This is a genomic window from Achromobacter semiaridum, assembly GCF_053543755.1.
The window spans coordinates 48,836-75,731 of sequence record NZ_JBLVOL010000018.1; the positions used below are offsets into that span (position 1 = coordinate 48,836).

Genomic DNA, 26,896 nt, shown 5'->3' on the forward strand with positions numbered 1-26,896 from the left:
CTGACGCCGCAGCATCGGCGAAGGCGGGGGCTGATACCGCAGCGAATTTGGCGGCCCAGTGGGCGTCCAAGACGGGTTCGCCGGTCAGCGGTGGGGAATTTTCTGCCAGGCACTACGCGCAACTTGCTGCTCAGGGGATGGGCCTACCCGTATTCCCGCCCGGCAACATCCCGACCGCCGACGCGGGGCCGATTTTTGTTGCGGCGCAAGGGGCGATGGAATGGCGCGGCGACCGTTACGTAGTGCAAAAGGCAGACCACGGCCAATGCCGCTTCGTGTATGTCAACACCACCACGTTGAGACTGGTTCCTGAAAGCGGTAACGGGGTCGTAATCAACGGCCGCCAATACCGCATTCAGCCTAGCGGCGTCAGCATCACCAATGCCAGCACGGCGGCGGGTACGGCCTACTACTTTTACGCCAAGGATGATGGATCTGGCGGCATTGCATTGGAAGCACGGGCAGCGGGTTCCAATCCCCACAGTACACATACCGATGGGGTCGAAATTCTGACCGGAGACCCGGCCTATACGTTGGTGGGCTGGGCATCCACCACGGGCACGAACACTTTTCAGTACACGGCGACGGATCACCGTGTTATGTCCTGGTTCAACCGCCGTCGTCGCAGTGTGCGGGAACTCAACAGCCCCAGCCTGACAGCTTCAACCTCATACGTACAACTTACCGCCGGACTGCTCACAGCATGTTGGGCGGGTGAGGAAATCGAGTTCGACGCGACCGGCGTGGTGTATAGCGTGTCGGGGGCCGCAGGGATGTACCTGAAAATCCAGGTCGGCGGCACGACGGACTTCGGTGGGTATGGATACTCAGCGCCGACCCCAGGATCTCAGATTGCTTCCGGGGTGTCGGATTCGTTCGTTGCACCCTCCGATGGGAATTATTCAGTTGCCCCGTTTGGATACGTCACCGCCAACAGCGGCACTTTTCGGCAGAACCTTGTTGCGCGAGCGATGATATGAGCGACGAAATCAAGATTGGCCCGAGCTTTCCTGATGAATTGGCAAATGCCGGTCTGATTGGTAAGCCTTTTTCTTGGCGTCCTGACGGGTCGGTGATTTTTGGCGAAGGTATGAGCGAAGGCGAACGCGCGGCAGTCCTGTCGTTGGTCGACGCACACGTTCCCAGTGCGCCCGCGTCTCCGGTCGTCCCAGAGTCTGTGACCAAGTATCAGTGCTGCGTTGTTCTGGCGCGGCATGGGTTGCTTGCCCGGACCGATGCCTATTTCGATGCCCTGCCCGTAGACGATCCGCGCCGGCTGGCTTGGCTCATGGCCGCGACCGTGCTACGGAACAGCGAAAGCACGCTGGACGCCATCTCGCATCTGGGGCTATCGCCGGCTCAGGCGGATGACATGTTTATCGAAGCCGCGCAGGTCGAATAGGAACGCAGCGGCTCGCATACGCCCGCCATCTTGGCGGGCTTTTTTTTGTTCAAACGGGAGGCAATCATGCGCACCGTCTACAGGAGCAGTGCAACTATGGAACCAGGTACTACGGGGCTGGGAGGCCTCGCTGCCTTGAAGGTCGCAATGGCGTATGGCGTGCCGGCGGCGTTGGCGGCCATGCTTGGCCTGCTGATCATGCCGCCACGGTCGGCGCGGGAGTTCACCGTCCGAACGATTTCGACCGTCGCATGCTCGTTCATGTTTGGGCCGGCGTTGGCCGGCGCGGTGATCGCGTGGAAACCGGGGCTGATGGACGCCATGATCTGGCTGGCGCAGCACGGCGCGGGCAGTGATGACGCGCTGCTGGCGAAGTTCTACGTGTTGGGGCCGAGCATGCTGCTCGCTGGGCTTCCGGCGTGGTGGGTATTGGGGGCGTACATGCGATGGATGGCAAGCATGCGGCGGAAGGGCCTGCTTGAATGGGTGGCCGAGGCCCGCGCGAAGATTCTGGGCGTGCGGCCTGGTGGGGAGGGGTGATTGTGGATATGAAGACAGTTATGGAGGTCGCAATCAAGCCGGCGCTCGCGCGCTTGCCGTCGAAGATGGACACTGCGGCGGCGCGCGTGATGCTGCTGGCAATCGGTCTGCAGGAAAGCCGCTTTCAGCACCGTCGCCAGATCGACGGTCCGGCGCGCGGCTTCTGGCAGTTTGAGCAGGGCGGCGGCGTGCGCGGCGTGCTCACGCACGCGGCCAGTGCGGCGCTGGCGCGCCAGGTGTGCGAGGCGCGTGACGTGTCGCCTGCCGCGACGGCGGTGTACGGACGACTCGAAAACGACGACGTGTTGGCGGCCGTCTTCGCGCGCCTGCTGCTCTGGACGGACGCGGCGCGACTGCCCGCCGTAGGAGACATGGAGGACGCGTGGGCGTTGTATCTGCGCACGTGGAGGCCCGGCAAACCGCATCCGACCACGTGGCCGGCGCTGTACGCGCGGGCTGTAGCCGAGATCCAGTCATGAGTGCTTCGTCTAAGTGGGCCGCCGTGGCCGGGTGGAAAGGTTACGCCACGGCGGCTCTGGCCAGCGCGCTGGTCGTTGGCGGCGCGGCGTGGACCGTCCGGGGATGGAAGGCTGACGCAGCCGAATGGAAGATGGCGTCCGAGCATGCCCAAGAACGTGATGCGCAGGCCAGGGCCGCCCTGGTGGCCGTAGAGGAAGTTCGGAAAGAGGAAAGGCGGCAGACCGCCGCCGTGGAGAAAGCCCGTGATGATGCCCAAGAACAAGCCGCGGCCGCAGCTGCTGATGCTGCTGGCGTTCGTTCTGAGCGCGACCGGCTGCGCGCCCGCGTCTCCTCGTTGGCTCACGCCGCAGCGGGTCGAGATCCCGCCGCTGCCGAGCGAAGCCCGGCAGGGGGCGACGCCGTCGATCTGCTCGCCCACATGTTCGGCAGGCTTAGCGACCGAGCTGCGGAGCTTGCGGGAATTGCAGACCGCGCCCGTATCGCCGGACTGATGTGCGAACGCGCCTACGACGTTGTGCGCGGCGCCCGGTAGAGGTTATTTTTCGATCTCGGGACGCTTGTGCGCGACCGCGACGGCCATAGCGCCGCTCGGCATTCGGTATTTTCCGCCGCCGAGCCAAACGACCGTTTCGCCGGTCGCGAGGGTACAGACGTACTGGTGCACTGGTGCCGCGTCGGGACAGCGTTTTATGACCAGGCGTCGTTCCACTCGACATGTGGACCGATCAGGCAGTTTGACGATAACGTCGGACAATCGGGAGCCGGAAGCCATAAATTGCCCCTCCTGTAGCCTGCGCGTCCGCATCGGGATCGATGTAATGTGCCGGCGGTCAGCGCTTTCCCGTGGCACTTCATTCGTAGCATGCAGGGAAGGACTGGGCGTATCCCCCAATCTGCCTATGGACAAAAGCCGCGAAACTCCAGGCAATAGAAAGCGCCCCGTAGAGGGGCGCTGAATGGCGGGTGGGCATACCGATTGCTGCAACGCATCGGCTCGCAAATCAAAGGTCCCATCATGCTACGTGATGAACTTCTCGCCAAAATGATCGCCCACGCTGCCCCCGGTCAAAATTTCGATGATTGGGCGCAAGTGCTTACCGAATACGCCAACTGCCTTGTGGAAATCAGCGACAGGCTGAGCGTTGATGAGTGCACCAGGCTCGTCAATGTGGGCTCCATGTTCTACCGCACGCTAGCCCGTGCGGAGGACTACCGCAGAACTTCGGTTCGCGGCGACTAGAGCGCGAACTCGGCCTCGCACCGTGGGGGACCGGGCCCGCACATGCTTTCGGAACCCTGCTTCCCATGCCTCGATCTTCAGTACCCAATCCGAGATCCGTTCTCCGGTATGTCCCGGCATTTCGGCAGCGCGTAAGTACGGGCAGTCCCACAAGGTCAATCCTTCGCGGGCGGCTTTCGCGCCGAGCTTCTGGATGTGATCGCAGTGCATTGCTGAACCCTCCAAAAGTATGGTCAATGGGAGGTCAGTATGCCGTTGCCCGTGCGTCGCTTGCAATAGTGTTGCGGCACTACTGGCGGAGTATGGAAGGGTCAGCCGTCGATCCATTGCATCCACCATCCCTGGTAGTAGCGCTTTCCATCGATCTCTTCAAAGCCGCAGACCATCATGCCGCGATCAGATCCGAAGGTCAGCAGCTCGGGTTGGACCAGATCCGGGATCGCGCCCTTTCGCGATGCGCCAAACGTCTGGAGGCTGTCCATCGTCATGACGCGGATGTACCGCTTCAAGTCATCGCGCATCATCGAGTACATGCGTACGGTGCCGGTGATGGTGGGGCCGGGATCGCGGTCGGGGCGCTTTTCGCCCAGACAATGGGTGCGTGTGACGGTACAGAGCATCGTTTGCTGCCTAAAGACTGGATAAAAACACAGTATATTGCAGCAAAAAACGGGGTCACTTTATCGGCGTGGCGACGAGCTTGTCCGAGGGGAAGGGGAGGAGAAAATCCCGGGTGGCAGCGGCCGGCGCGGTCAGCCAGTCGCCGTACGCGCCTTCCGGCAGGATGACGACCATGCGCTTTTCCTTGCCCGACTGGTGGTAGTCGCGGAATAGCGGGTCATCGTCAGCATTGATGGTCAGCATGGTGTAGCTCTCTTGCCACTGGCCGGCAGCATCGCGCCACCGGTCCCAAAGGCCCGCGATGCCGAGTGGCGCGCCGTCAGCCCGCGTGAACCGCGTGGGCACGGCCGACCCCGACCGCCAGTCGGGTTCGAAGATGGCATCCGCCGGGATGATGCAGTGTTGGGCGCGACGCCATGCGTTGCCAAAGGTGAAGGACTTGGGCGCGGTCTCGCTGCGGGCGTTGAACGTAGAGAGCTTGCCAGCTTTGTCCAACCCATCGAGCTTCGTCATGGCGCTGATGAGACCCCAGCGGCCAGCCACTGCTTCCCGCTCCGGCACAGCGTCGTCTCCCGCGTCATGCTCCACGGGGCGGCGCACGAATACGCCTTGATACCTGGGCCACATTTCGTACTTGCCAACGGCGGGCGGCTTCTCGCGCACTCCAAATTTCTTGAGCAGCAATTCGGCGTCTTTCAGCGTCTGGTAGTGGCTGCACATAGAACCCTCGCTATTGAACGCCCAGTATATGAGGTTGCCCCATGCCGCTAAAATGGATGGCCACGCTACGGCGTCATTGGCGAGCGATGCTGACCGACTGGGGAATCGCTAGGGGACTGGGAATTGTGCCCGCCGAAGTTTGATCGAGTGGCCCCAAATTGGCCCCAAAATCCCCGGGAAGCCGCGCCAATGCTAGCTTTTCGAGTCCCCTCCTTCGCACCATACAACTGAAAGCCGTTGCCGGCCTCCCGGGCCACATTGATGGCCTCCCGGGCCACATTGATGGCATCCAGGGCCACGTTGTTGGCCCACAAGGGCTTTTGCATCAACGGCTTAGTGGGAAAGAGAAAGAGAAAGAGAAAGCGAAAAGGAAAGTGAAAGGGAAAGGTAGGCGCCGGCTGACTGCCGATAATAATTAGAATTTGCAGTCTTTCAGCCCCATCTTGGCCCCATCCTTTGCACGCTTTGCATGGCCACGCGCCAGCGCCGTTGATACCCCGGTTAGTTAGCTAACTGGCTGCACCAACGGCGGCGTTCAATCAGCTATCAGTTCTTGACCTTGATACGGTCGCGACGCTTTTCGGTTCTGGGTTCGACATCGCGGCCCAGTTCTACGTCCATCAGGATGGCGGCATGGACTTTGGCGCGGCTGGCTTCAATGCGTGGCACGCATGCCCAGCCACGGTCGGCGGCTACCAACAATTTCTTGTCCAGTTCCTGATGGCGCCGACGCTTGTTTTCCGTCGACATATTGCTGAGTTCTTGGTCGGTGATTAAGCGCATGGGTTTCTCCTTGGTGAAACGATGTGGTTGCGAGGGAGGTGGGTGTTGGGCAAAGACCTGCGCCCGCGTGGTGGAGCACGCGTGCGCCCGCATGGCGCGTGTGTATGCCACGTTGCGCCATGATGTGTTTTTGTTATTCGGGAATGGAGCGCGGCCGGGAATCGTTCGGCCCGCAGGGTGACGCCAAGATCAAAGAGCGGGCGTAGTTTGACAGCTTAAATATTTATTGCAAGTCATTGAAAAATAAGAAGAAAAAGATATAAAAACCCCGCGTTCCATATACTTTCCGGCAGCTTTGGATACTTTCTATGCACCTGCATCAAGCAAAGCCGATATGCCGCGCGGAACAGGGTTTATCCTGATGCCCGCAAGGCTTGACACCCCTTTGCCCAGCCCATAAAGTCACCGCACAGATTTAGATAAAAGACCATCTGTAGGGTGGTCTTTTATTGCGCGCAGTTTGCGTCGACCTCTTACAGAAATAATTCCAAGAGGAGACGACTGTGCAATCATCGACCGTAAAAATACGTGGCATCGACGATGTCATCGCTTTTATCGATTCACGGCCCGGTATCACCGGGCGGGCAGGCCTGATCTGGTGGCTGGCCCTGGGTGGACTGTTCCTGGATGCGTTTGCCAACTCCGCGCTAAGCGCGGGCCTGGGTCCCATGACGCGCGACCTGGGCCTTGCGGCCGGTCAAGTCGCGCTGATGACCTCGTTTGCCGCGTGGGTGGCCATTGCGTTCAATCCCATCGGCGGCTGGATGGCGGATCGTTGGGGCCGGATCCGGCCCTTGGTCATCGCAAAATTCCTGGCTGTCATCGGCGCGTTGCTGGTGATGTTTGCGCCCAGCTTCGAAGTCATTCTGGTCGGCCGGTTTTTCGTAGGTGCTGCCTACGGGATCGACTTCGCCATCGCGATGGCCGTCCTGGCCGAATTCACCCCGCTTAAATTCAAAAGCCGCCTCAATACCTGGCAGGGCATGTGGTACACGGCCGTGTGCACGAACCTGCTGCTGGCCCTGTTGTTTTTCTCGTGGGATGTGGGCGATTCGATCTGGCGTTACTCGGTCGCGGCCACCGCCGTCTTCGCGGTCGTGATCCTGCTGCTGCAAATGCGCTATATGGTCGAAAGCCCGATCTGGCTGGCCCGCAAAGAGCGTGTCGAGCAGGCGGCGCGCGCCATGACGCGCATCTACGGGCAGCCCTTCGCGGCGGCGCCGATGAACGAGCGTGTGCCGGTGGTCAACCAGGCCAAGCGCGGCATTGCCAACGTGTTGTTGATCTTTCGCGGCGTTTACCTGCCGCGCACGATCCTGGCGGCAACGGTCCAGATCGGCCAGTCGATCCAGTACTTCGCCGTGGGCTGGTACCTGCCCTTGATCAGCGCCGCGCTGTTTGGCAAGGACTTTGTCTTCGCCACCATCGGCGCGTTGGTGTTCAACGTGTTCGGCATTTTCGGCGGGTTTCTGTCGCCGTACATCGGCCGCAAGCTGGGCCTGCGTCGCGCATCGGCATTCGGCTTTGCCGCGGTGTTTCTGATGCTGCTGATCCTTGGTACCTTCCACGGCAAGATGCCGCTGTGGCTGGCCGTCGTGGTGCCGTCGCTGTTCATCCTGTTCCATTCGGGCGGACCGGGTGCCAACGGCAAGAGCCTGTCGTCGCTGTCGTTCCGCAGTGAACTGCGCGCGGGCGCCAACGGCATCATCGGCGCGCTCGGTTCCACGGGCGCCGCGATCGGACTGCTGGTGTTTCCGCTGTTCCGCGAAAACTATGGCCTTGAAAAGACCTTCCTGATTCTCTCGATTGTGCCGCTGATCGCCAGCATCATCTGCTTCGTGATCAAGTGGGACCCCACCCGCACCACCATCAATCCGGACAACGAAGCCGACGCGCCCCAGTTCAAGGACGACGCCGTGCTGCCTGCCCTGGACCCCGCCATTGGGAAAGCCTCGCGATGACGAACAACAAAGTGATTCTGGCCATAGACGAGGGCACGTCCGGCACGCGGGCGGCCACGGTGTCACGGGACGGCCATGTGTCTTGCCTGCAATACGTGGCGCTGCATGTTGACTCGCCCCGGCCAGGTGTTGTGGAGCAGGACGCCAACGATATCCTCGACCGCACCGTCCAGGTCTGCCGGGATGCCATCGCCCAAGCGATCGCCGAGGGGCAGGAGATCGTTGCGCTGGCGCTGGCCACACAACGTGCCACGGCCGTGCTGTGGGACACGCAGACAGGGCGCGCGCTGGTGCCGGCCATGGTCTGGCAGGACACGCGCTTCGTCGACGAACTGGACCAATTGGCGCCGGAATGGGACGCCCGGCTGCGAGAGCGCGTGGGTCGGCCGGTGGGGGTGCGCTCGTTGTATCTATGGGCGGCGCGCCATCTGCGCGATTCGCCGCTTGTTGCCCGGGCTTGGCAAGAGAAGCGCTTGGCGTTCGGCACCGTGGACACGTGGTTGCTGTGGCATTTTTCACAGCGGCGCGAATGCGTGACTACGCCCACGAACGCCACCTCCGCCGGCGCCTATGTGCTTGCAGACCATCGCTACTACCTGGAATGGGTGCAGGAGCTTGGCTTTCCGCACGAGCTGCTGCCGACTCTGCGTCAGGACGCGGATGATTTCGGACGGACGCGCCCGGCGCTTTTGGGTATCGACGTGCCGATCCTGGCGTCTGCCGGCGACCAGCACGCGGGCGCCATCGGCCTGGGTTGCCTGGACCGTGGGCAAGCGATGTGCGTGCATGGCACGGGCAGCTTCGTGGACCTGGTCATCGGCGCCGAAACTCCCTTGGAAGCCGGCATGTCCGACGGGTCGTTGACGATGACGGCCCGGCGGCAGTCAGGCGTGTCGCACTTCGCGGTTGAGACTTTTGTGGCAACGACCGGATCGGCATTGAACTGGGTGTGCGAAAAGCTCAAGTGGTTCAAGGACGCGCACGAGATCAGCGCGTTGGCCGAAACGGTGAACGCGTCGAACGGCGTGACCTTCGTGCCGGCCTTGACCGGGCTGCGCGTGCCCCGGATGGAAGCCGCGGCCCGCGCGTCGTTGACGGGCGTATCGATGGCCACGACGCAGGCCGAAGTGGCCTACGCCATTCTGGAAGGCATTGCGCATTCCGTCGCCAGCTGCATCGAAGCGGACGAGCAGGCGTCCGGCGTGCGCGTGTCCGAACTGGTCGTGGGCGGTGGCCTGTCGCGCAGCAACCCCTTATTGCAGATTCAAGCGGACTTGATCGGCATTCCCATACGCCGCATGCAGGAGGCCGACCGCGCCAGCCTGCGCGGCATCGCGTACCTGGCGGGCTCGTCCGGCCTGTTGTGGCCTTCATTGCACGAGGCGTGCAAAACCATCGTGACCGACGCCGTGTTTCAGCCTGCCGTTGACGCCGACGAACGCCGCCGCCGCCGCGCCCTGTGGCACGCCCGAGTGGGCTCGGAATTGGGCCACGTCAAACAGTTCAAGCAAGACAACCAGGAGGCATTGCACAAATGATCGGGTGGCTATCCAGAAAGCCCAGGAAGGACCGGGCCGACATGACCAGCACCGAACCCCTGCGCCTGAACCGGCACGAACAGCTGGATCGCTTGGGCAGCGAGCAGTTCGACATCCTGATCGTGGGGGGCGGCATCACCGGCGCCTATGCCGCGCTGGACGCCGCCTTGCGCGGCTATCGCGTGGCGTTGATCGAAAAGGATGATTTTGCCTCGGGCACCTCGTCCAAATCCTCGAAGATGGTGCATGGGGGCTTGCGCTATATCGAACAGGGCAACCTGGGTTTGGTGCGGCATTCCCTGCATGAACGCCAACGGCTGCGGCGCAACGCGCGGCATCTGGTGCAGCGGCTGCCGTTTCTTTTTCCCATCCTGGAACGCGACGGGGTGTTCGACAAGCGCTTGTCCAAGGCGTTTGAAAGCCTGCTGTGGACGTATGACGTGGCCGGCGGATGGCGCGAAGGCATCCTGCACCAGAAGCTGACGGCGGCCGAAGTGCTGTCGCATTGCCCGACGTTCAAGGAAGACGGCCTGCTGGGCGGTTTCCTGTATTACGACGCCCGCGTTGACGATGCGCGCCTGACGCTGACGGTGGCGCGCACCGCCGCCTTTCACGGCGCGGCGGTGGCCAATCATGCCAAGGCGGTCGAGGTCACGCGTGACACGCACGGCAAGGTGGATGGCGCGATCATCCACGCGGATAACAAAGAAATCCGCGCGCGCGCCCGGGTCGTCATCATGGCGACGGGCGTTTGGCTACGCGACTGGACCGGCGCGAAAAAGGGCGATGAACCCGTCCTGCATGTGCGCCCGGCCAAGGGGGTGCACGTGGCGGTGCCCTGGATAAAGATCCGCAACGACTGCACGGTGACCATTCCCGTGCCGGGTCGCAGCCGTCGCGCCACGATCACGCGCTGGGGCGACGTGTCATACCTGGGTACCACCGACGAAGACTACGAAGGAAACCTGGACGACGTGTACTGCACGCGGCGCGAACTGGACTTCCTGCTGGAAGGCGCGCGCTCGGCGCTCAAAACCGATCTGCAAGCCGAAGACGTGGTGGGCAGCATCGCCGGCTGTCGCCCGCTGGTGGCGCCGCCCGGGGGCAAAACGCTGGAGATCAAGCGCAACCACGAAATTCGCGTGTCCGGCGACGGGCTGGTGACGATCGTGGGCGGCAAACTGACCACGTCGCGGCATATGGCGGAACAGACCATTGACGCCGCGCAACAGGTGCTGGGGCAGCGCAATGCCTGCCAGACCAAGAAGGCCTATCTGCTGGGCGCCGCCGGCTACGACCCGCAAGCCATCGTGGCCTCTGGCGGCCTGTCGGCGCATCTGGGTGAACGCTATGGCACCGAGGCGCGTTTTGTCAGCGACTTGATGCAGGCGTCGCCGGCTATGGTGACGCCGATTGTCGACGGCTTGCCCTATACCGAAGCCGAGGTGCTTTACGCGGTGCGTCACGAAATGGCCGGCACCGTTGAAGACGTGTTGGCCAGGCGCATGCGCACGCGCCTGATGGCGCGCGACGCGTCCGCGCTTGCCGCCGGCCGTGTCGGACAGATCTTGCAGGCGGAACTCGGTTTGCCGCCCGCCACCATCGCGCAGCAGGTGAACGACTACCTGGCTGCCATCAAGCACGAAAAATCCATACTCATGGGAGACGAACAATGATCAGCAAAGAAGCCATCAAGCGCGGCTACAACCGTGGTAATTACGTCGTGGGCGCACACACGCCGCCTGCCTATGCCGCCACCTTGACGGACGCAGGCGCCGGCACCGAACCCGGCCTGCAAAGCGACCCCGTGCGCGTCACCGAAGCGCAGGTCGATGCCCTGCGGCATGTCGCCGACAACGTCATGACGGCCATGGCCGACGTCGTGGCCTGGACGCGCGATTGGTGGGCAGGGTCCATGGTGTCCGAAACCGGCGGCAAGCCCGCGACGCCGCAGGCGGTGATCGTGACGGTGTCGTCGGTGCAGCAGGTGCAGGCGGTCATGCGTTGCGCCAACGCCGAGGCCATCCCGGTCACGGTGTCGGCGGGGCGCAGCAATGTCACGGGGGCCGCCTTGCCCGTGCGCGGTGGCATCGTGCTGGACGTATGCCAGTTGAACAGGCTGATCGGCGTGGACCGCGAAAGCCAGATCGTGGAAGTCGAAGCGGGCATGTTCGGCGACGTCTTTGAACAGACCATCCAGAATGAATACGGGCTGACGATGGGCCATTGGCCGTCGTCGTTCGGCATCAGCACGGTGGGAGGCTGGGCGGCTTGCCGGGGGGCAGGGCAGCTGTCCACGCGCTACGGCAAGATCGAAGACATGGTGTTCGGCATGGACGTCGTGCTGGCCGACGGCAGCCTGATCACGGTGGGCGGCTATTCCCGCGCGGCGGTGGGCTCGGACCTGCAGCAGCTGTTCATCGGCTCTGAAGGCACGCTGGGCGTAATCGTGCGGTTGCGACTCAAGCTGCATCGCTTGCCTGACTATGGCCGCGCCATCGCGTACGGTTTCAAAACGTTTGCCATCGGCCTGGACGCGTGCCGCGAGATCATGCAGCGCGGCGCCAACCCTGCCGCCTTGCGCCTGTATGACGAGCTGGAAAGCGGGGTGCAGTTCAATCGACCCGACCTGAACGTGCTGCTGGTGGCAGACGAGGGCGCGCGCCAGATCGTGGACGCCGTCATGCAGATCAGCGAAGGCGTCTGCGTAGAACTGGGCGAAAAGCTGGACGGCGATGCCATCTTTGAACGCTGGCTGGAAACGCGCTATCTGACCGGCAAAAGCGCAGAGGGCTTCAAGCGCAGCCCGGGCTTCGTGGCGGACACGCTTGAGATGTCGGGCCGCTGGAGCGACCTGTCCGCCATTTACAGCGAGGTGGTGGCGGCGGTGAACGCGGTGCCCGGCACGCTGGCGGGCTCCGCGCACCAGTCGCATGCTTACGTCGACGGGGCCTGCCTGTATTTTTCGCTGCGTGGCGACGTCGAGGTGGAGCGGCGCGCCCAGTGGTATCGCGCCGCATGGGATGCGGCCAACGCCGTGCTGATTAAATACAATGCGGCGCTCAGCCATCATCACGGCGTGGGCCTGCTGCGGGCGCCTTACATGCAGGAATCGTTGGGTAGCGCTTTCAACGTGCTGCTTGCGGTCAAGCGCCAGCTGGACCCGCAGAACATACTTAATCCCGGCAAGCTGGGCTTGAGCGATCAACGCCATTACGGTCAGGAAAGTCGATAACCATGGATAGGTCATTTGGGGCATGCCTGGCGCGTCATCCGGTCATTGCGACGCTTTATGGGCTTGAGCAAATCAACACGTTCGTGGGCAGCGTGGCCGAGATCGGCATCGTGGCCAACGTTGAATTGCGCAAGCTGGCGCCGGTCATCGCCACCCTGAACCGCGCGGGCAAATTCGCAATCGTCAATATCGACAGCTGCGAAGGCCTGTCGCAGGACAAGGGCGGGGTGGAATACCTGGCCGACATCGGTGTGGCCAGCCTGGTTTCAACCCGCGTGGCTACCATTCAGCGCGCCAACCGGGCGGGTATGGTCACGATGCAAAAGGTGTTCGTGACCGACCGTTCCACCTGGCCGCGCAGCGTCAAGGCGCTGGAACAAAGCGACCCCAACCTGGTGCAATTGATGCCTGCGCCGATGCTGGCGCACATGGCCGCCCAAGACCTCAAAGCCCTGCCGCCCATCGTGGCGTCGGGCTTTGTCTGCAACCAGGCGGATATCGCGTCGGCGATGAAGCATGGCGCGGTAGGGGTGTCGACCAGCGATCCACAGTTGTGGAGCCTGGAGGGCCGGCAGCTCAAGAGCTGAAAAAACGGGTCATGCAGCCTACCGGCCCTACGGCACTTCGTCCAGCTGCGCGATTTGCGCGTCTTCCGGGAAGCCCTGCGTGCGGTAGCGCGCCGGGTAGCCCTCTTCACGCGCCAGCAGCGGTTCCAGCAGGTGCGCGGCCTGTTCCCATGACACGACGCGCACGTCGCCCATGTTGTCCTCGGCGTCCGGGCGCACCAGCGCAAGGCGGTCTACCTTGGGCAGCGACGTATCCACGCCGCGCGTCCACGACGCCAGCGAAAACGACATGACAGGCTCGTCGTCGCTGGTGAACAGGTTGTAGTTCGCCACGAAAATGTCCTTGCCCTGTTCTTCGTGGATATGGTCCAGCGCCGCCTTCTGCGCGTCGTATTCGGCTTTGTCCAGCAGGCGCTCAAGGTGCTCCAGACGTTGCGCCAGCGCGGCGTCGGTCGGCACGTATCGCAGGGCTTGTCGGTCTTCGTAGTGGTACATGTGCGCGCTGACCGATCGGCCTTGCATGAGCGCCTGATGAGCCAGTTCCACCATGTTTGACAAGCCGACTTCGTCGTTGTCGCCGGCCACCAGCAGCACGTCGCGTGTGGGCACCATGAATACCGGCCGGCCCCGCACCGGCACGCGTTCAATCATGTCGGGCAGCAGCGCGCGGCTGATGTCGTAGCCGTCTGCCCAGGCGCCCCGATAGACGCCGGCAGCAGTCTCGACAAAGTCGTCGGGCGCGTCGCGCAGGTTGTCGATGGCAACCGCCAAGGCCTGGTCGAACGTTAATTGCCACGCGGCCTCGGGGCCGTTGGTCAGGGTGGAAATGGCGTCCGGGTGGTCCAGCGCCAACAGCACCACGCAATCCTCGCCAAAGGGCAGGTAGGCAGGATGGAACGCGGAATCGTCGCCTTCGGTGCGCACATGGTGCAGGCGTACGTCTTCCAGGGCGGTGCGGCTGCGGATAACGGCCCGCAGCATGGGGCGCGCCACCGTAGCCTGTTGCGGCGTCGACTGCTTGCTGCTGGCCAGGGCCGAGACAAAACCCTGCAACGCTCGCTGCTGCTGCGCGCCCCGGGTGTTGTAGTAAACGTGATAAGCGTTGTGCAGGTTGAAGAACGAACCTTCGCCCAGCAGCAGGCGGAATTCATCGGCCTTGTAGGTCAGGTCGCCCTCGAAGCCTTGCTTGCGAGCCGCCGCCACGAACAGTTTGGCGAATTGATCCGGCGTAGGCCTGCGCCGGAACAGCGTGTCTAAAAAACCCATGTGCCCGCCCTGAGTCAGATGCCGGACGGCGCTTTAGCCGTCCACGACGGGTCATTGTGGCCACGGTTCCGGGTTGCGTCCAGTGATAACGCTGCATCGTGGGGCGCGCATGCTCAGGACACCGTAAGTCGGAAATCAATACGCTCGCGGGTTACCTTCAGACTCAAATCCCTACGATGACGACGTCCCCCTTGCAGGCGAATTACTCCGGCCAATCTCACTATGACCGCACCTCGATCGCATTGCATTGGCTGACGGCGTTGCTGGTCGTGGGCCTGTTCGCGCTGGCCGAGATCTGGAGCTTTCTGCCGCGCGGCACCCCGACCCGTCGCCTGCTGCAATCGCTGCACCTATCGTTCGGCTTGCTGTTTACCGCGGTATTCGTGCTACGTGTGGTGTGGCGTTCGACCGGCGGCCGGCGCCTGGCGCCCGCTGCCACCGGCTTGATGGGCCTGGCTAGTACAGGCGTACATGGGCTGTTGTACCTGTTGATGGCGGCGCAGATCGTGCTGGGCTTTCTGTTCCGTTGGGCACAGGGCGAACCGTTTGCTTTCTTTGGATTGTTCGACGTGCCCCGGTGGATTGCGATCGACCGCGATCAGCGCCACTTCATCGGGGGGCTGCACGACACGGTAGCGTGGACGATCATCGTGTTGGCCTTGGTGCATGCGCTGGCGGCGTTGGTTCACCATTACGCCTTGCATGACGGGGTGTTGCGCCGGATGCTGCGCAGCCGCTGAGCGCGGCGGGAAAAAACGGGCGGTCAGGTGAAATCGAGGCGGGGCAGGTTGTACATTACGCACTGTCACCTGCCTTATTTCTACAGGATTTTCCCATCATGACCGCCCCAGAAGTCGTAATTTCCTCGTCGATCCACTGCGCCAATGACCGCCCCTTTGTGCTGTTTGGCGGCATCAACGTGCTGGAATCCCTGGATCTGGCGCTGCGCGCGTGCGAAGAATATCAACGCGTGACCCAAAAGCTGGGCATACCGTACGTGTTCAAAGCGTCATTCGACAAGGCCAACCGGTCTTCCATCCATTCCTACCGGGGCCCCGGCCTGGAAGAGGGCATGAAGATCTTCGAAGCCGTCAAGAAAGAGTTCGGCGTGCCGGTCATTACCGACGTGCACGAACCCTGGCAGGCGGCGCCCGTTGCTGAAGTGGCGGACATCCTGCAATTGCCGGCCTTCCTGGCGCGGCAGACGGATCTGGTGGTTGCCCTGGCCAAGACGCAACGCATCGTCAATATCAAGAAGCCGCAGTTTCTCAGCCCGGCCCAGATGCTGAACATTGTTGAAAAGTTCACGGAAGCGGGTAACGACAAGCTGATCCTGTGCGATCGCGGCACCAGCTTCGGCTACGACAACCTGGTGGTCGACATGCTGGGTTTCGGGGTGATGAAAAAAGTGTCGGGCAATCGCCCCTTGATTTTCGATGTGACGCATGCGTTGCAGCAGCGTTCCGCGCTGGATGCCGCATCGGGCGGGCGCCGGGAGCAGGTGGCCGAACTGGCGCGCGCCGGCATGGCGGTCGGCCTGGCCGGGCTATTCCTGGAAGCGCACCCCGACCCGAAAAACGCCAAATGCGATGGTCCCAGCGCGTTGCCGCTGGACAAGCTTGAACCCTTCCTGACCCAGCTCAAGCAGCTGGACGATCTGGTGAAATCCTTTGCGGACATCGACATCGAACCCTGACGTGGGCGGGCATGCCGTCAACGCCAACTTGCTATACGATCCTGGCCACACCATTTCAGGGAGGCCCGGATGTCTTTTTACGTAATCGTCGCTGTTCGAAAAGAGCCCATCAGCGGGCACATCGCCTATGTGCGCTGGGGCCAGGCTGAACGCGGCGTGCCGGGCTGGGTCACCGAGCCGGTCACGGCGTCGGCGTCCGAGGTGATCGACGTGATCAAGGATGGGGCGGACGTGGAAACCGCCTTCAGCGTGGACGGCACCAGCGTTGCGCTGCGCCCCGTCCGAGTGCTGACCACCGACGACGGCCATGAGCTGCTGGCGTCCGTGCCGGTGCCCAGTTCCACCCTGCACACGCTGTTCGACCTGCCTGAGTTCTAGGCGGGCTGGCGCCGGCCTTCGGCGAAGCTTTTCAGCGCGTCGTCCGTCAGGCGGTAACGCACCCACTCATCCAGCGGCACCGCGCCGATCGATACATAAAAGTCGATCGCGGGCTTGTTCCAGTCCAGCACGCTCCATTCCAGCCGCCCACACCCGTTGGCCACCGCTTCTTGCGCCAGGTGACGCAGCAGGTCGCGCCCGGCGCCGATGCCGCGATGTTCAGGGGTGATGTACAGGTCTTCCAGGTAAATACCGTTCTTGCCGAGCCAGGTGGAATAGCTGTAGAAATAGACCGCGTACCCGATCGGTTTACCGTCCGCCAGGCACATCAGCGCCTTGGCGGGCGCCTGCGGGGCAAAAAGGGTACGGGTGACGTCGTCCGCGCTGGCAATCACTTCGTGCGCGGCGCGTTCGTACACGGCCAGTTCAGTGATGAAGGCATAGATCTGGGCCGCGTCCGAGGGGATGGCGGGGCGGATGGCGATATTCACGTTGACTTCCTCCAAATAGGAGGGCCATGCTACCCGCTATTCCAGGCGCTTGCTGACGGGCGATCGGGTCTGACGCGTACACGAAGGAGACATCCTCGATGGCTGAGTCTGGTTCTGCCGCAGCTAGCACGCCGCCGCGCAAGGGGCGCCGCGTTTCCTGGATCTGGCTGGTTCCGGTGGTGGCCGTCATCGGCGGATTGCTGCTGGTGGTGCAGGCCTGGTTGAATGCGGGGCCTACGGCTACCGTCCACTTCCAGACCGCCGAAGGACTGGAAGCCGGCAAGACGCAGGTCCGATACAAGGAAGTCAACGTCGGCCTGGTTGAACGCGTCAACCTGAACGAGGACCGCACGGGCGTAGTGGTCACGATTCGCGTGGACAAGGACGCCGCCAACCTGTTGCGCGACGGCACGGTGTTCTGGGTGGTGCGCCCGCGGCTGACGCTTAGCGGGGTGTCGGGCCTGGGGACGCTGTTGTCCGGCTCGTATATTGGCCTGGACCCGGCCGGCGGCCACGGCAAGGACGGCGCGCGCGGCGAGCGTAAAAGCGAATTCACCGGCCTGGAAGTGCCGCCCGAGGTCGCGCAGGACCGGGCGGGAAAGCGCTTCACGCTGCACGCGAACGACCTGGGCTCGCTGGATGTCGGCTCACCCGTGTACTACCGCCGAATCGCCGTGGGGCAGGTGGTGAATTACCGGCTGGCCAAGAACGGCGATGGGGTCGATGTGCAGGTGTTCGTCGACGCGCCGAACGATGCCTACGTCAATGAGAGCACGCGCTTCTGGAATGCCAGCGGCGTCGACTTCAGTGTGGACGCGCGTGGTTTGCAGATGCGGTCGCAATCGCTGGTGTCGGTGATTATCGGTGGCGTGGCGTTCGATACATTGGACCAACAGGTACGCCAACCCGCATCGGCGGGGGCCGCCTTTCCACTGTTCTCAAGCGAGGAGTCGGCCCGCGCGCAGCCCGATGGCGCGCCGCTGCGCGTACGGATGCGTTTCGATCAGTCCGTGCGCGGCCTGGTGGTGGGGGCGCCGATCGACGCGTATGGCGTCACGGTGGGCAAGGTGGACGCCATCGACCTGGACTTCGATCAGACGGCCAAGCAGTTCTACGCGCTGGTCTCCGCCACGCTGTACCCCGAGCGCCTTGGCGCGGAGACATTCCATCAGATCAAGAATTTTGCCGGTCCAGACGTGGAACATCCCAGCGGCAGATTGATGACCGCCCTGGTGGCCCGAGGCACGCGGGCGCAGCTGCGCATCGGCAATCTTCTGACCGGCCAGTTATATGTCGCGCTGGCGGAATTTCCTGATGCGCCCCAGGCCACATTCAAGATGGAGGATCGACCCTTCATCCCCACCGTGCCCAACAATCTTGACCAGCTGCAACAGCAGTTGAACAGCATCCTGACCAAAGTCGAAAAGGTGCCGTTTGACGCCATCGGCGCGGAATTGGCTGGAGCGCTTCGGGGGGCGTCGCGGCTGGTCAAAAGGTTGGATACGCATCTGGCCCCAGAGGCGCAGGCCGTGCTGCGTCAGGCAAACCAGTCGCTCGCGGCGGTAGGCGCGTTGCTGGCCCCCGAATCCGCCTTGCCGGTAAATACCGACACAGCGCTGCGCGAGTTGGGCCGCGCGGCGCGTTCGCTGCGGCAGTTGGCGGATTATCTTCAGGCCCATCCCGACGCGCTGCTGCACGGCAGGGCGCCGGATGCGCCGCCCCGTCGGTAGTCAGGACACCGGCGCGGCCTGGCCGTTGGGCATGACACTTGCTGGGGGTCTTGCACGAACGGTTGCAGCATTGCGGCCGTCGGTGCGGTATCCGAGGGGGGACCACCGAATGGATCATAGTGAAATGATGGCCCGCATGATTTCTCAGCCGGTAGCGCCGGACCAGCTGGACGGCTGGGACGGCGTCTTGTCGGCGTATGCGGACTGCCTGTTGCGGGTGCAGGCCAAGCTGACCGACGCGGACGTCAGCCGCTTTCTGGATGTGGGCGCCTTGGTTTTTCGTTCGTGTTGCCAGGACGATGCACGCCTGCGGTGGACGGCCGAGGAATTAGCTTCGTTTCACCGCAAGCCGGAATGCGGCGCGTAGGCCCTGACACCAAAGCGCTGACACCAAAGCGCTGACACCACAGCGCTGACAATCAAGCGCTGAAATCGAACGCTAGGCACAACGCGTTCAGTACAAGCATTGGCTAAGCGCGAATTTACGTCCAAATGCGTGGACTTCGTCACCGTCCACCGACGCCGCCACATCCCAGTGGCCGCCGCGCGTCACCAGAAACGACTGCCCAGTCAGCGCATGCCGTAATGCAAAGCGCCAGAAGGCCGTTTCAGACCCGATAGGTTCCAGGTCATGGGGCCCTATCATCAGCCGGGTGGGTCGGGGGGTGGCGCCCAGCGACCACCGCACCGCAATCGCCAGGAAGGCGAACCGCGCGGACATCGACGACGGTTGAACGCAAAGGACTCGAATCTTGTTGCTCATGGGCGCCACCTTCTGCAGGTGCTTGTGAGCGTAGCAAAGACGCGCGTGACCTTCCATACCGCCTTTGCTGTATTTCGGCTGCAATAGTCCGATGAATGGCGGCATCGCGCGTGTGTGCGTGATGCCGCTGACCCGCCTGCGTCAGGCCGGCGCAGGCGCTGCCTGCCGAGTCACCCGGGGCAGCAGGACCAGCGCCAGGGCGGGCATCAACGCAAACGCCGCGAACAGCCAGCGGGCGGCATGCCGAGCCCCTTCGACACCGCCTGGGTCGGCAAGCCCCGCGCTATTGACAACCACCCCGGCCAGCGCCGCCGTTACCGCCGCCGCGTACAGCTGCACGGTGGTAATCGACGAAGACGTCAGCGTCTCTTCGCCTTTGGGCGCCGCGTTGAAGACTTTGGTCAGCAGATGCGGCCAGGCCAGCCCAATGCCGAATCCCACCCCGGCCAGCGCAACGATGTAGGCGCCCAGCCCAACGGGGGACGCCAGCAGCGCCGGCTGCGGCGTCATGATTCCCAGGCCGATCAACGACGCCAGGATCACGATGGGGCTGATGCGGATCAGCCTGTCGGCGGCGCGACCCGCCCGGGTGGCGCTGGGCATGGCGGCCAGCGTCCAGCCGGCGCCCATGGCAGCGGTCAGGTAGCCCGCCTTTAACGGCGACATGCCGTGGATGACCTGCAGGAAGTAGGGCACGAATATCTCGGTGGCGATGGCGGCCACCACCAGGCACATCGTCGCGTACAACGCGCCAAGCGGCGCACGCAAGCTATAAGCGCCGGTGGGAAGCAGCCGATAACGCGCGCGGGCGTCGACGCGGGCGATCAGCAGGGCGACGATGAGCCCCGCCGCAATGCCCGCCACGTTCCACCCAAGCTGCGTCGACAAGCTGGCCAGCGTGACGGCGATCACCGATATGACCAGCAACGCCAGCGTACGCAGCGGCAGCGCCGAGCGCGGCGCGGGAGGTACCGACGCCCGCCCGCCGACCTTGAATGCGACGATCAACGCCAGCAGCGCGGCAACCGGCAACAGCGCCCAGAACGCCAGCCGCCAATTCCCGGCCTGCGCGAATATTCCGCCGATGGCAGGCCCGGACAGCGTGGCAACCCCCCACATGCAAGACACCAGGGCCATGGCGCGCGACCACAGCGGTGCGTCAAACACCAAACGGATCAATGCGTAGCTCAACGCGAAAAGAACGCCGCCGCCCAGCCCCTGCACGCTGCGTCCGGCCAGCAGTACCGGCATGTCGGGGGCCGTTGCGCAGATGACGGCCCCGGCGCTGAACACGGCCACGGCAAACAGGTAGGCGCTACGCGGCCCCAGTGTTTCGATCAGCTTGGCCGACAGCGCGGATCCGATGATGGACGTCACCACGAACAGCGTCGTGTTCCATGCGTAGTACTCCAACCCGCCGATGTCCCGGATCACCGTGGGCAGGATCGTCGTGACGATATAGACGTTGATCGCGTGCAGCGCGACGCCTCCCGCCAGGGCAATCGACCGCAGGGCATTGGCGCCTTGCAACAGATCGGCCCACGAAGCGCTGGGCGCGGCGGGCTCAAGGGTAGGGCGGGTGGGCACAGGCGCTCCGATATATAAACAAGCAAAGGCTTTGATAATACGTGTGTGGCGAGAAAGGCACAACGCGAAACCGGCGCATCCTTGCCGCCTGTTCAGGCGCGGAGCCGAAGCCTGGCCGTATCAACGCCGCCGGGGCAAACCGCGCAGGATCAAGTCCAGGGTGTGAAGCGCGTCGTCAAGGCGGTTCGATTCGCCGGCCGCACCGGCGATCCATAACGCGCTGTCGGTCAGTCCGCCATTAATGAAGTTAGCCAAGGCCCAGGGGTCGGCGTGCTCGATCAGACCGTCGTCAATCAGTTGCTGAAGCAACGCCGCCATCGACGCAATGCACTGCGATTGCGCCGCGTTCGGCCCCGCGCCCAGCACCGCCGGGGCGTCTTGCAACACTATCCGCCGAATGGCCGGTTCAGTTGCCATCCGCAGATATGCGCGGCAACGCTCGCGCAGCGCTGTCCATGCGTCGGCGGCCTGACCCGAAATATCGTTCAAGCGGCGGTCCATATCGTCATCAATCTGTTGGACCACCGCTGCAAGCAAGCCCTGTTTGTCGTTGAAATGGTGATACAAGGCTCCTCGCGTCAATCCCACCCGGGCGGTCAGATCGTCCATGGACGTTGCGGCATAACCCACGTGTTCAAACGCGTGGCGGGCGGTGGCAAGCAGCTTGGCGCGAGTCGCCTCGATCATTTCCGCGCGGGTGCGGGGCATGTGCGTCTCCCATGACATACGGTGCGCAGGTTAATTGACATACGGAATGTATGTGAATAGCATCCGCCTGTCCACCCAATCAGCAAAAGGTCTTCGGTGTCCAATCCGTATCGTGAGTTATTCAACGCGCCAGGCGCCCTGGGTTTCGTGCTGGCCGGCGCTATCGCGCGCCTGCCTTTGCCGATGATCGGCATCGGCATCATCACGATGCTGTCGGAAGTGCGGGGCGCTTACGGCATGGCGGGCGCCGTTGCCGCCACCTTTGCGTTGGCGACCGCATTGCTGGCCCCGCGCATTTCGCGGCTGGTGGATCGCCATGGGCAAGGGCGTGTGCTGCCGGTTGCAGCGGGCGTATGCGTTGCCGCATTGATTGGATTGTCTGCCTGCGTGCAGTGGAACGCGCCGGATTGGACGCTGTTCCTGTTTGCCGCGCTGGCGGGCTCGTTGCCCAGCATGCCGGCGATGATTCGTGCCCGTTGGACCGAGATCTTTCGCGACCAGCCGCAACTGCGCACCGCCTATGCGCTGGAGTCGGTGGCCGACGAGGTCAGCTTCATCCTGGGCCCGCCCTTGGCCGTGGGCCTTAGCGTGGCCTTGTTTCCGCAAGCGGGGCCGCTGGTGGCCGCGTTGCTGTTGGCGGTGGGGGTGACGGCATTCGTCTTGCAGCGCGCCACGGCGCCCAGCGTGCAGGCCGTCCCGGCGGGGCGGCAGGCCTCGGTATTGCGCATGCCGTCCATGTGGGCGCTGGTGGCCATGATGGCGGCGATGGGCGTCATCGTGGGCACCATCGACGTCCTGAGCGTTGCCTTTGCCCGCGCTCAGGGCGTGCCGGCGGGCGCGAGCCTTGTGCTGTCCGCCTATGCGCTGGGTTCATGCGTGGCGGGGCTGGTGTTTGGCGTCATGAAATTTCAGATGCCGCTGGCCCGCCTGCTGTCGATCGCGGCGGCCGTGACGGCATTCACAACGTTGCCGTTGCTGCTGGTGAACGACCTTGTGACCTTGGCGCTGGGCGTGTTGCTGGCCGGGCTGTCGTTTGCCCCCACCATGATCATCGCGATGGCGCTGGTGGAAAGCAGCGTGCCGGGCCAACGTCTGACGGAAGGGCTGACCTGGCTGGTCACCGGGCTGGGGGCCGGGGTCGCGGCGGGTGCGGCGATAGCGGGCTGGGTCGTGGATCACCACGGGGTGCAAGCCGGGTTCTGGACGGCTACGGTGGCAGGCGCGATCGTATTGCTTGTGGCATTGCCTGGCGGTCGCCGGCCAGTTGTGGCGGATGTCGCGCTGTAAACCGACGCAAACCGACGCATCGCTAGAATTGGGGCTCCGGTGCGCTGTGGGGGCGCGCCGTTCACAGGAGCACGCATGTCCAGAACCGTTGTCAATCCTGATACCGTTTTCAACACCGTCCAGTACGGATTCAGCCAGGCGGTCATCGTGACCGGGCAACGCAGAATGCTGTTGTCGGGCCAGGTCGGCGTAGACATTAACGAGCGCACCGTCGGCCCCGGGCTGCAAGAACAAACTGAAGCCGCGCTGGACAATATCGAACGTGTGCTGGCCGCCGCGGGCGCCAACCTGGCGCAGGTCATCATGCTGCGCATCTACATCTGCGAAACCGCGCGAGAGGATCAGGAAGTGATCGCCCAGGCGCTGCGCGACCGTTTTCCGAAAGACCCGCCGCCGTCCTCATGGGTCATCGTCAGCGGGCTGTCGCTGCCGGAATGGCTGGTGGAGATCGAAGCGGAAGCCATGCTGGATTGACGCGGGCTGCGGCTAGGGCTTGTCGCGCCAGGGCGTCGCAGCGAAGGCTACGCGCAGATGCGCCAGGAACGCGGCAGTACGAGCAGACTGCTCATGGCGCGACTTGACCAACGCCACGACATTGGCGTCCGGCAAGCTCCAGCCCGCCAGCAGGGGCACCAGCGTACGCGCCTTCAGGTGTTCCGCCACATCCCATTCCGAACGCGCAACGATGCCGTGCCCGGCCAATGCCCACTGCACGGCGGCCGCGCCGGTGTTGCTGGACAGCACGGGCGATACGCGCACGCCCACGGCGGGGCCTCTGCCGCGCTTGAATCGCCATAAGGTCACGTCTTCGTCGTTTTCACGCAGCGCGATGCAGTCATGGTCGCGCAGGTCCTCGGGTTTGGCTGGCGCGCCATGGCGCGCCAGATACGCGGGCGACGCGCACAGGATGCGGCGGTTGGGCGCCAGGGGGTAGGCCACCAACGTCGAGTCGCGCAGCTCACCGATGTGGATCATGACGTCCCAGTTATCGGCTGCCAGACGCGGAGGGCCGTCAGACAGCGTCAGGCTTGCGGTGATGTTGTCGCTGGTTTTTCGAAATTCAGCCACCAGCGCGGCAACGTAGCGCTGCCCAAAGCCCAGCGGCGCCACAACGCGCAAATGCCCCGCCACCACGCCCCGGCGGCCGGCCAACTCATCGGCCAGATCGCCGAGTTCGCCGCAGATTTGTCCTGCGCGCAACGCCAATAAACGACCTTCGTCGGTCAGTGCGGTGCCTTTGCCGGATCGGTTTACCAGCCGGACGCCCAGACGCTTTTCCAATGCATGCAACCGTTGCGTTACGGCCGGGGGCGTCACGTCCAGCGCCCGGGCGGCCTGCGCAAGCGAGGGCGTGGCCGCAAGGCTCAGGAAAAATCGTAAGTCGTCCGTCGTGATCATTCAGTCTCGGCTTAATGAAAAATTAAGCTGTCATTAAACACGCGCGGGCCGGGTCGCGCCATACTCGGTCGACCGATTCAGAATATTCCGGATCGACTACGCCTTTTTCGAGACCCGCTCATGACACCCGCCAGCCTTCCCGTTACCCTCGACAGCCTTGAAACCCCGTGCCTGCTGTTGGATGAAACGCGCATGACGCGCAACATCCAACGGCTGGCCGCGTTGATGGCCAGCCACGGCGTGCGACTGCGCCCACACCTGAAAACGCCCAAGTCCATCGAAGTGGCGCGTCGGGTGATGAGCGGCCCCCACGGGCCGGCCGCTGTCTCGACCTTGCAGGAGGCAGAGCAGTTTGCGGCCGCCGGTGTCACCGATCTGCTCTACGCGGTAGGCGTGTCGCCGGGCAAGCTGCCGCGCGTGCTGGCGCTGCGCCAGCGCGGCGTGGACCTGACGGTGGTTGTCGACAGCCTGGATGCGGCGCGCGCGGTAGCGGCGCAGGCGCAGGCCAGCGGCAGCGGGATACCGGCGTTGATCGAAATCGATTGCGACGGCCACCGGGCTGGGGTGCAGCCCGGCAACGCCGAGCAACTGCTAGCGATTGCGCGGGTGCTGCACGCGGCGGACAGCCTGCGCGGCGTCATGACCCACGCCGGCGAATCCTATGGCTGCCGCAGCGTCGACGCCATCGCCGACATGGCCGAGCAAGAGCGCGCCGCCGCCGTGGGCTGCGCCCGGACGATCCGTGAGGCAGGGCTGCCGTGCCCGGTCGTCAGCGTGGGATCGACGCCCACCGCCCATTTCGCGCGCAACTTGGACGGCGTGACGGAAGTGCGCGCGGGCGTGTATGTATTTTTCGATCTGGTGATGGCGGGCTTGGGCGTCTGTTCAATGGACGACATCGCCGCATCGGTGCTGACCACGGTGATCGGACACCAGCCCGACAAGGGCTGGATATTGGTCGACGCCGGGTGGATGGCCATGTCGCGCGACCGCGGCACCGCCAAGCAGGCCGTCGACCAGTTGTACGGCGTGGTCTGCGACGTAAACGGAAACGTCTACCCCGATCTGCTGTTGGCCGAGACCAACCAGGAGCAGGGCATCATCAAGTTGCGCGCGGCAAGCGATGCCCGCCTGCCGGATCTGCCGCTGGGTACCAAGCTGCGCATCCTGCCTAACCACGCCTGCGCGACATGCGCTCAGCACGACGCCTACGAAGTCGTCCGGCCCGGCGAGCCCGGCGTGGTGGCGCACTGGGAACGGTTTCGCGGCTGGTGAATCGGCGTCCCGGCAGGTGAATCGGCGTCCTATAAGGGGCCGCCTATAATGCGCACGCCTCAACGACTACGGGGGAGACGTTCGCATGCAGTACGAATATTTGTTCTGGTCCATGGCCGCGATGGTGGCGGCCGCGCTGATCGGCGGTTCGCTTTGCGGCCGCCTGCGTTCGGTCAAGCAAGTGCTGCTGGGCGTGCTTGCCCTGGCCTTGGCCATTTGCGTTGCCGTTGTGCTGCTATCGCACCACGGCGGCTTTGGCGACTTGTCGGCGATGCTGTCCATCGCCGCCTTCATGTTCAGCCTGGTGATCGGCACCGCGGCATCCCTGCTCACGCGGCGCATCCTGCAACGCCGCTGAGCCTTTATCTGTAGTCTTTACTTCACTCTTCGGCGTCGAATTCCTCGGCGTCGTCTTCGTCGTCCTCATCCTGCTCCAGCGCGTCGTATCCCTTCCAGGTAATACGCCAGCGCGCGGCACCGGCATTGGCGGCGGTTTCGCTCACTTGCTTGACCAGGCCGGCATCGGCCAACAGGTCCAGGTGATGCGCAATGACTTGCAAGCCCTGTTCTTCAGGGTGCGGCGCCAAGGCGGCATTCTTGATGTCGTGGGTGCTCAAGTTGGGGCCGGGCGCGTCGCGCAGGGCGCCCAGGATCGTGACGACCAAGTCGAAATCGCGTTGCATGATGTTCACCGTAAGAAAAATAGTAGGCTGACAATAGCAGAGTTCCGTGGCGTGGATGCGACGGTGCGCAAGGCCGGGTTACAGTCGATGGTTCTCGACAACCGACACTTACCTACAGAACTTTATGAAGAAACCCGCTGAACGCGATTGCCTTGCGGTGATCCCCGGTTATACGGGCCAGGCCGCCAAGCTCTACCTGACGCGTGGCGAAGACGAGCGCATCGAAGGCGTGACGATTTTCGACCTGCTTGGCCACGTCAAGCAACAAGGCGACGCCGATTCCGCCGCCGCCTGGATCGGCCAATGGCTGGCCCAGGAAGCCGACAACCGCAGGGCGCGCCGCACGCAGCTGCAGGCGCAGATGTTCATCTGCAAGCTCACCGGCGATGACAAGAGCGCGTTCCTGGCCGCTCAGAAGCCGCTCATCCGTGTTCTGACCGATGCCGGGGTGCGCTGCCGTAGCGTAGCGGCCACGTCGGGGGCCGCTCGCCAGTCGCTGGGACCAAATGTCAAAAAACATTAGGCGAAGGCTGTTATAGTCGCGCCTG

Annotated in this window: 32 protein-coding genes; 21 read left to right on the forward strand and 11 right to left on the reverse strand. The window is 63.6% G+C overall.

All coding sequences use genetic code 11. The features are described 5' to 3' along the window. The 6 genes from ACNPP0_RS05615 to ACNPP0_RS05640 form a co-directional block, all read left to right on the forward strand. The coding region (locus tag ACNPP0_RS05615) for a hypothetical protein (RefSeq protein WP_448705241.1) at positions 1-980 on the forward strand (980 nt) is incomplete at its 5' end. After that, positions 977-1,402, forward strand: coding sequence for a hypothetical protein (locus ACNPP0_RS05620; RefSeq protein WP_314359027.1), 426 nt, complete (start codon positions 977-979; stop codon positions 1,400-1,402). The genes ACNPP0_RS05615 and ACNPP0_RS05620, both read left to right, overlap by 4 nt. Before the next feature lie 96 nt (positions 1,403-1,498). Further along, positions 1,499-1,942, forward strand: a complete 444-nt coding sequence (locus ACNPP0_RS05625; protein ID WP_104145103.1) for a hypothetical protein — start codon at positions 1,499-1,501, stop codon at positions 1,940-1,942. 2 nt (positions 1,943-1,944) lie between these two features. Beyond that, positions 1,945-2,421: a hypothetical protein gene (locus ACNPP0_RS05630; protein ID WP_411266436.1), complete on the forward strand. Its 477-nt coding sequence runs from the start codon at positions 1,945-1,947 to the stop codon at positions 2,419-2,421. Between the two features lie 246 nt (positions 2,422-2,667). Further along, positions 2,668-2,913 (forward strand): hypothetical protein, encoded by a 246-nt coding sequence (locus tag ACNPP0_RS29745; RefSeq protein ID WP_527892291.1) that lies wholly within the window; start codon positions 2,668-2,670, stop codon positions 2,911-2,913. 485 nt (positions 2,914-3,398) lie between these two features. Further along, positions 3,399-3,662: a DNA-3-methyladenine glycosylase gene (locus tag ACNPP0_RS05640; RefSeq protein ID WP_448705243.1), complete on the forward strand. Its 264-nt coding sequence runs from the start codon at positions 3,399-3,401 to the stop codon at positions 3,660-3,662. Here the strand turns inward: ACNPP0_RS05640 and ACNPP0_RS05645 are convergent. The 4 genes from ACNPP0_RS05645 to ACNPP0_RS05660 all read right to left on the reverse strand — a co-directional run bounded on the left by ACNPP0_RS05645 (position 3,615) and on the right by ACNPP0_RS05660 (position 5,786). After that, positions 3,615-4,001 (reverse strand): CrpP-related protein, encoded by a 387-nt coding sequence (locus ACNPP0_RS05645; RefSeq protein ID WP_448705244.1) that lies wholly within the window; start codon positions 3,999-4,001, stop codon positions 3,615-3,617. The genes ACNPP0_RS05640 and ACNPP0_RS05645 overlap by 48 nt on opposite strands. Beyond that, complete coding sequence (locus ACNPP0_RS05650) at positions 3,974-4,282, reverse strand: hypothetical protein (protein WP_448705245.1); 309 nt, start codon at positions 4,280-4,282, stop codon at positions 3,974-3,976. Before ACNPP0_RS05650 ends, ACNPP0_RS05645 begins: the two co-directional genes overlap by 28 nt. Positions 4,283-4,337: 55 nt before the next feature. Then, a complete protein-coding gene (locus ACNPP0_RS05655) occupies positions 4,338-5,003 on the reverse strand; it encodes an SOS response-associated peptidase (RefSeq protein ID WP_448705246.1) in 666 nt (221 codons plus the stop codon). Positions 5,004-5,549: 546 nt separating this feature from the next. Next, the gene (locus ACNPP0_RS05660) at positions 5,550-5,786 is read right to left on the reverse strand and encodes a toluene tolerance protein (RefSeq protein ID WP_332608658.1); all 237 of its coding nucleotides are present in this window, start codon (positions 5,784-5,786) and stop codon (positions 5,550-5,552) included. Between the two features lie 503 nt (positions 5,787-6,289). Here ACNPP0_RS05660 and ACNPP0_RS05665 point away from each other — a divergent pair. Genes ACNPP0_RS05665 through ACNPP0_RS05685 form a run of 5 tightly spaced genes read left to right on the forward strand, consistent with a single transcriptional unit; the run spans position 6,290 to position 13,107 of the window. Then, positions 6,290-7,747 (forward strand): MFS transporter, encoded by a 1,458-nt coding sequence (locus ACNPP0_RS05665; protein WP_448705247.1) that lies wholly within the window; start codon positions 6,290-6,292, stop codon positions 7,745-7,747. Continuing rightward, on the forward strand, positions 7,744-9,285 hold the full coding sequence (locus tag ACNPP0_RS05670) for an FGGY family carbohydrate kinase (RefSeq protein WP_448705248.1): 1,542 nt from the start codon (positions 7,744-7,746) through the stop codon (positions 9,283-9,285). The genes ACNPP0_RS05665 and ACNPP0_RS05670 overlap by 4 nt, the downstream gene beginning before the upstream one ends. Further along, entirely contained in the window at positions 9,282-10,961 is a 1,680-nt protein-coding gene (locus ACNPP0_RS05675; RefSeq protein ID WP_448705249.1) for a glycerol-3-phosphate dehydrogenase/oxidase, read from the forward strand. The genes ACNPP0_RS05670 and ACNPP0_RS05675 overlap by 4 nt, the downstream gene beginning before the upstream one ends. After that, entirely contained in the window at positions 10,958-12,520 is a 1,563-nt protein-coding gene (locus ACNPP0_RS05680) for an FAD-binding oxidoreductase (protein WP_448705250.1), read from the forward strand. Before ACNPP0_RS05675 ends, ACNPP0_RS05680 begins: the two co-directional genes overlap by 4 nt. 2 nt (positions 12,521-12,522) lie before the next feature. After that, positions 12,523-13,107, forward strand: a complete 585-nt coding sequence (locus tag ACNPP0_RS05685) for a glycerol-3-phosphate responsive antiterminator (protein ID WP_332608653.1) — start codon at positions 12,523-12,525, stop codon at positions 13,105-13,107. Between the two features lie 27 nt (positions 13,108-13,134). On the opposite strand, the gene ACNPP0_RS05690 is transcribed toward ACNPP0_RS05685, so the two are convergent. Beyond that, positions 13,135-14,352, reverse strand: coding sequence for a DUF1444 domain-containing protein (locus tag ACNPP0_RS05690; RefSeq protein WP_332608652.1), 1,218 nt, complete (start codon positions 14,350-14,352; stop codon positions 13,135-13,137). A gap of 176 nt (positions 14,353-14,528) precedes the next feature. Here ACNPP0_RS05690 and ACNPP0_RS05695 point away from each other — a divergent pair, with 176 nt between their 5' ends. From ACNPP0_RS05695 to ACNPP0_RS05705, 3 genes are all read left to right on the forward strand, one after another. Next, positions 14,529-15,092: a cytochrome b gene (locus ACNPP0_RS05695; protein WP_448705251.1), complete on the forward strand. Its 564-nt coding sequence runs from the start codon at positions 14,529-14,531 to the stop codon at positions 15,090-15,092. A gap of 98 nt (positions 15,093-15,190) precedes the next feature. Beyond that, on the forward strand, positions 15,191-16,048 hold the full coding sequence (gene kdsA, locus ACNPP0_RS05700; RefSeq protein ID WP_448705252.1) for a 3-deoxy-8-phosphooctulonate synthase: 858 nt from the start codon (positions 15,191-15,193) through the stop codon (positions 16,046-16,048). 69 nt (positions 16,049-16,117) lie between these two features. After that, complete coding sequence (locus ACNPP0_RS05705) at positions 16,118-16,426, forward strand: carbohydrate isomerase (protein WP_332608649.1); 309 nt, start codon at positions 16,118-16,120, stop codon at positions 16,424-16,426. Here ACNPP0_RS05705 and ACNPP0_RS05710 read toward each other — a convergent pair. Beyond that, entirely contained in the window at positions 16,423-16,917 is a 495-nt protein-coding gene (locus ACNPP0_RS05710) for a GNAT family N-acetyltransferase (RefSeq protein ID WP_448705253.1), read from the reverse strand. The two genes, ACNPP0_RS05705 and ACNPP0_RS05710, sit on opposite strands and share 4 nt — an antisense overlap. Before the next feature lie 98 nt (positions 16,918-17,015). Here ACNPP0_RS05710 and ACNPP0_RS05715 point away from each other — a divergent pair, with 98 nt between their 5' ends. Together ACNPP0_RS05715 and ACNPP0_RS05720 are read left to right on the forward strand one after the other, a co-directional pair. Further along, a complete protein-coding gene (locus ACNPP0_RS05715; RefSeq protein WP_332608647.1) occupies positions 17,016-18,647 on the forward strand; it encodes a PqiB family protein in 1,632 nt (543 codons plus the stop codon). Between the two features lie 109 nt (positions 18,648-18,756). Beyond that, positions 18,757-19,014, forward strand: a complete 258-nt coding sequence (locus tag ACNPP0_RS05720) for a hypothetical protein (RefSeq protein WP_332608646.1) — start codon at positions 18,757-18,759, stop codon at positions 19,012-19,014. An 87-nt stretch (positions 19,015-19,101) separates the two neighbouring features. Here ACNPP0_RS05720 and ACNPP0_RS05725 read toward each other — a convergent pair whose 3' ends face one another. The 3 genes from ACNPP0_RS05725 to ACNPP0_RS05735 all read right to left on the reverse strand — a co-directional run bounded on the left by ACNPP0_RS05725 (position 19,102) and on the right by ACNPP0_RS05735 (position 21,705). Next, positions 19,102-19,410, reverse strand: coding sequence for a hypothetical protein (locus ACNPP0_RS05725; protein WP_448705254.1), 309 nt, complete (start codon positions 19,408-19,410; stop codon positions 19,102-19,104). A 141-nt stretch (positions 19,411-19,551) separates the two neighbouring features. Further along, a complete protein-coding gene (locus ACNPP0_RS05730; RefSeq protein WP_448705255.1) occupies positions 19,552-20,997 on the reverse strand; it encodes an MFS transporter in 1,446 nt (481 codons plus the stop codon). 120 nt (positions 20,998-21,117) lie between these two features. Beyond that, on the reverse strand, positions 21,118-21,705 hold the full coding sequence (locus tag ACNPP0_RS05735; protein WP_332608643.1) for a TetR/AcrR family transcriptional regulator: 588 nt from the start codon (positions 21,703-21,705) through the stop codon (positions 21,118-21,120). A 96-nt stretch (positions 21,706-21,801) separates the two neighbouring features. Here ACNPP0_RS05735 and ACNPP0_RS05740 point away from each other — a divergent pair, with 96 nt between their 5' ends. Continuing rightward, positions 21,802-22,992: an MFS transporter gene (locus ACNPP0_RS05740; protein ID WP_332608642.1), complete on the forward strand. Its 1,191-nt coding sequence runs from the start codon at positions 21,802-21,804 to the stop codon at positions 22,990-22,992. 75 nt (positions 22,993-23,067) lie between these two features. Next, on the forward strand, positions 23,068-23,466 hold the full coding sequence (locus ACNPP0_RS05745; protein ID WP_448705256.1) for a RidA family protein: 399 nt from the start codon (positions 23,068-23,070) through the stop codon (positions 23,464-23,466). A gap of 12 nt (positions 23,467-23,478) precedes the next feature. On the opposite strand, the gene ACNPP0_RS05750 is transcribed toward ACNPP0_RS05745, so the two are convergent. Continuing rightward, positions 23,479-24,390, reverse strand: a complete 912-nt coding sequence (locus ACNPP0_RS05750) for a LysR family transcriptional regulator (protein ID WP_448705257.1) — start codon at positions 24,388-24,390, stop codon at positions 23,479-23,481. 120 nt (positions 24,391-24,510) lie between these two features. On the opposite strand from ACNPP0_RS05750, the gene ACNPP0_RS05755 reads away from it, so the two are divergent. Together ACNPP0_RS05755 and ACNPP0_RS05760 are read left to right on the forward strand one after the other, a co-directional pair. Then, positions 24,511-25,665 (forward strand): DSD1 family PLP-dependent enzyme, encoded by a 1,155-nt coding sequence (locus ACNPP0_RS05755; RefSeq protein ID WP_448705258.1) that lies wholly within the window; start codon positions 24,511-24,513, stop codon positions 25,663-25,665. 85 nt (positions 25,666-25,750) lie between these two features. Then, entirely contained in the window at positions 25,751-26,023 is a 273-nt protein-coding gene (locus tag ACNPP0_RS05760) for a hypothetical protein (RefSeq protein WP_332608638.1), read from the forward strand. A 22-nt stretch (positions 26,024-26,045) separates the two neighbouring features. Here ACNPP0_RS05760 and ACNPP0_RS05765 read toward each other — a convergent pair whose 3' ends face one another. Then, positions 26,046-26,348 (reverse strand): DUF2513 domain-containing protein, encoded by a 303-nt coding sequence (locus ACNPP0_RS05765; RefSeq protein WP_046805836.1) that lies wholly within the window; start codon positions 26,346-26,348, stop codon positions 26,046-26,048. A gap of 124 nt (positions 26,349-26,472) precedes the next feature. Here ACNPP0_RS05765 and ACNPP0_RS05770 point away from each other — a divergent pair, with 124 nt between their 5' ends. Then, a complete protein-coding gene (locus ACNPP0_RS05770) occupies positions 26,473-26,871 on the forward strand; it encodes a hypothetical protein (protein WP_332608637.1) in 399 nt (132 codons plus the stop codon). The last annotated feature ends 25 nt before the right edge of the window (positions 26,872-26,896 follow it).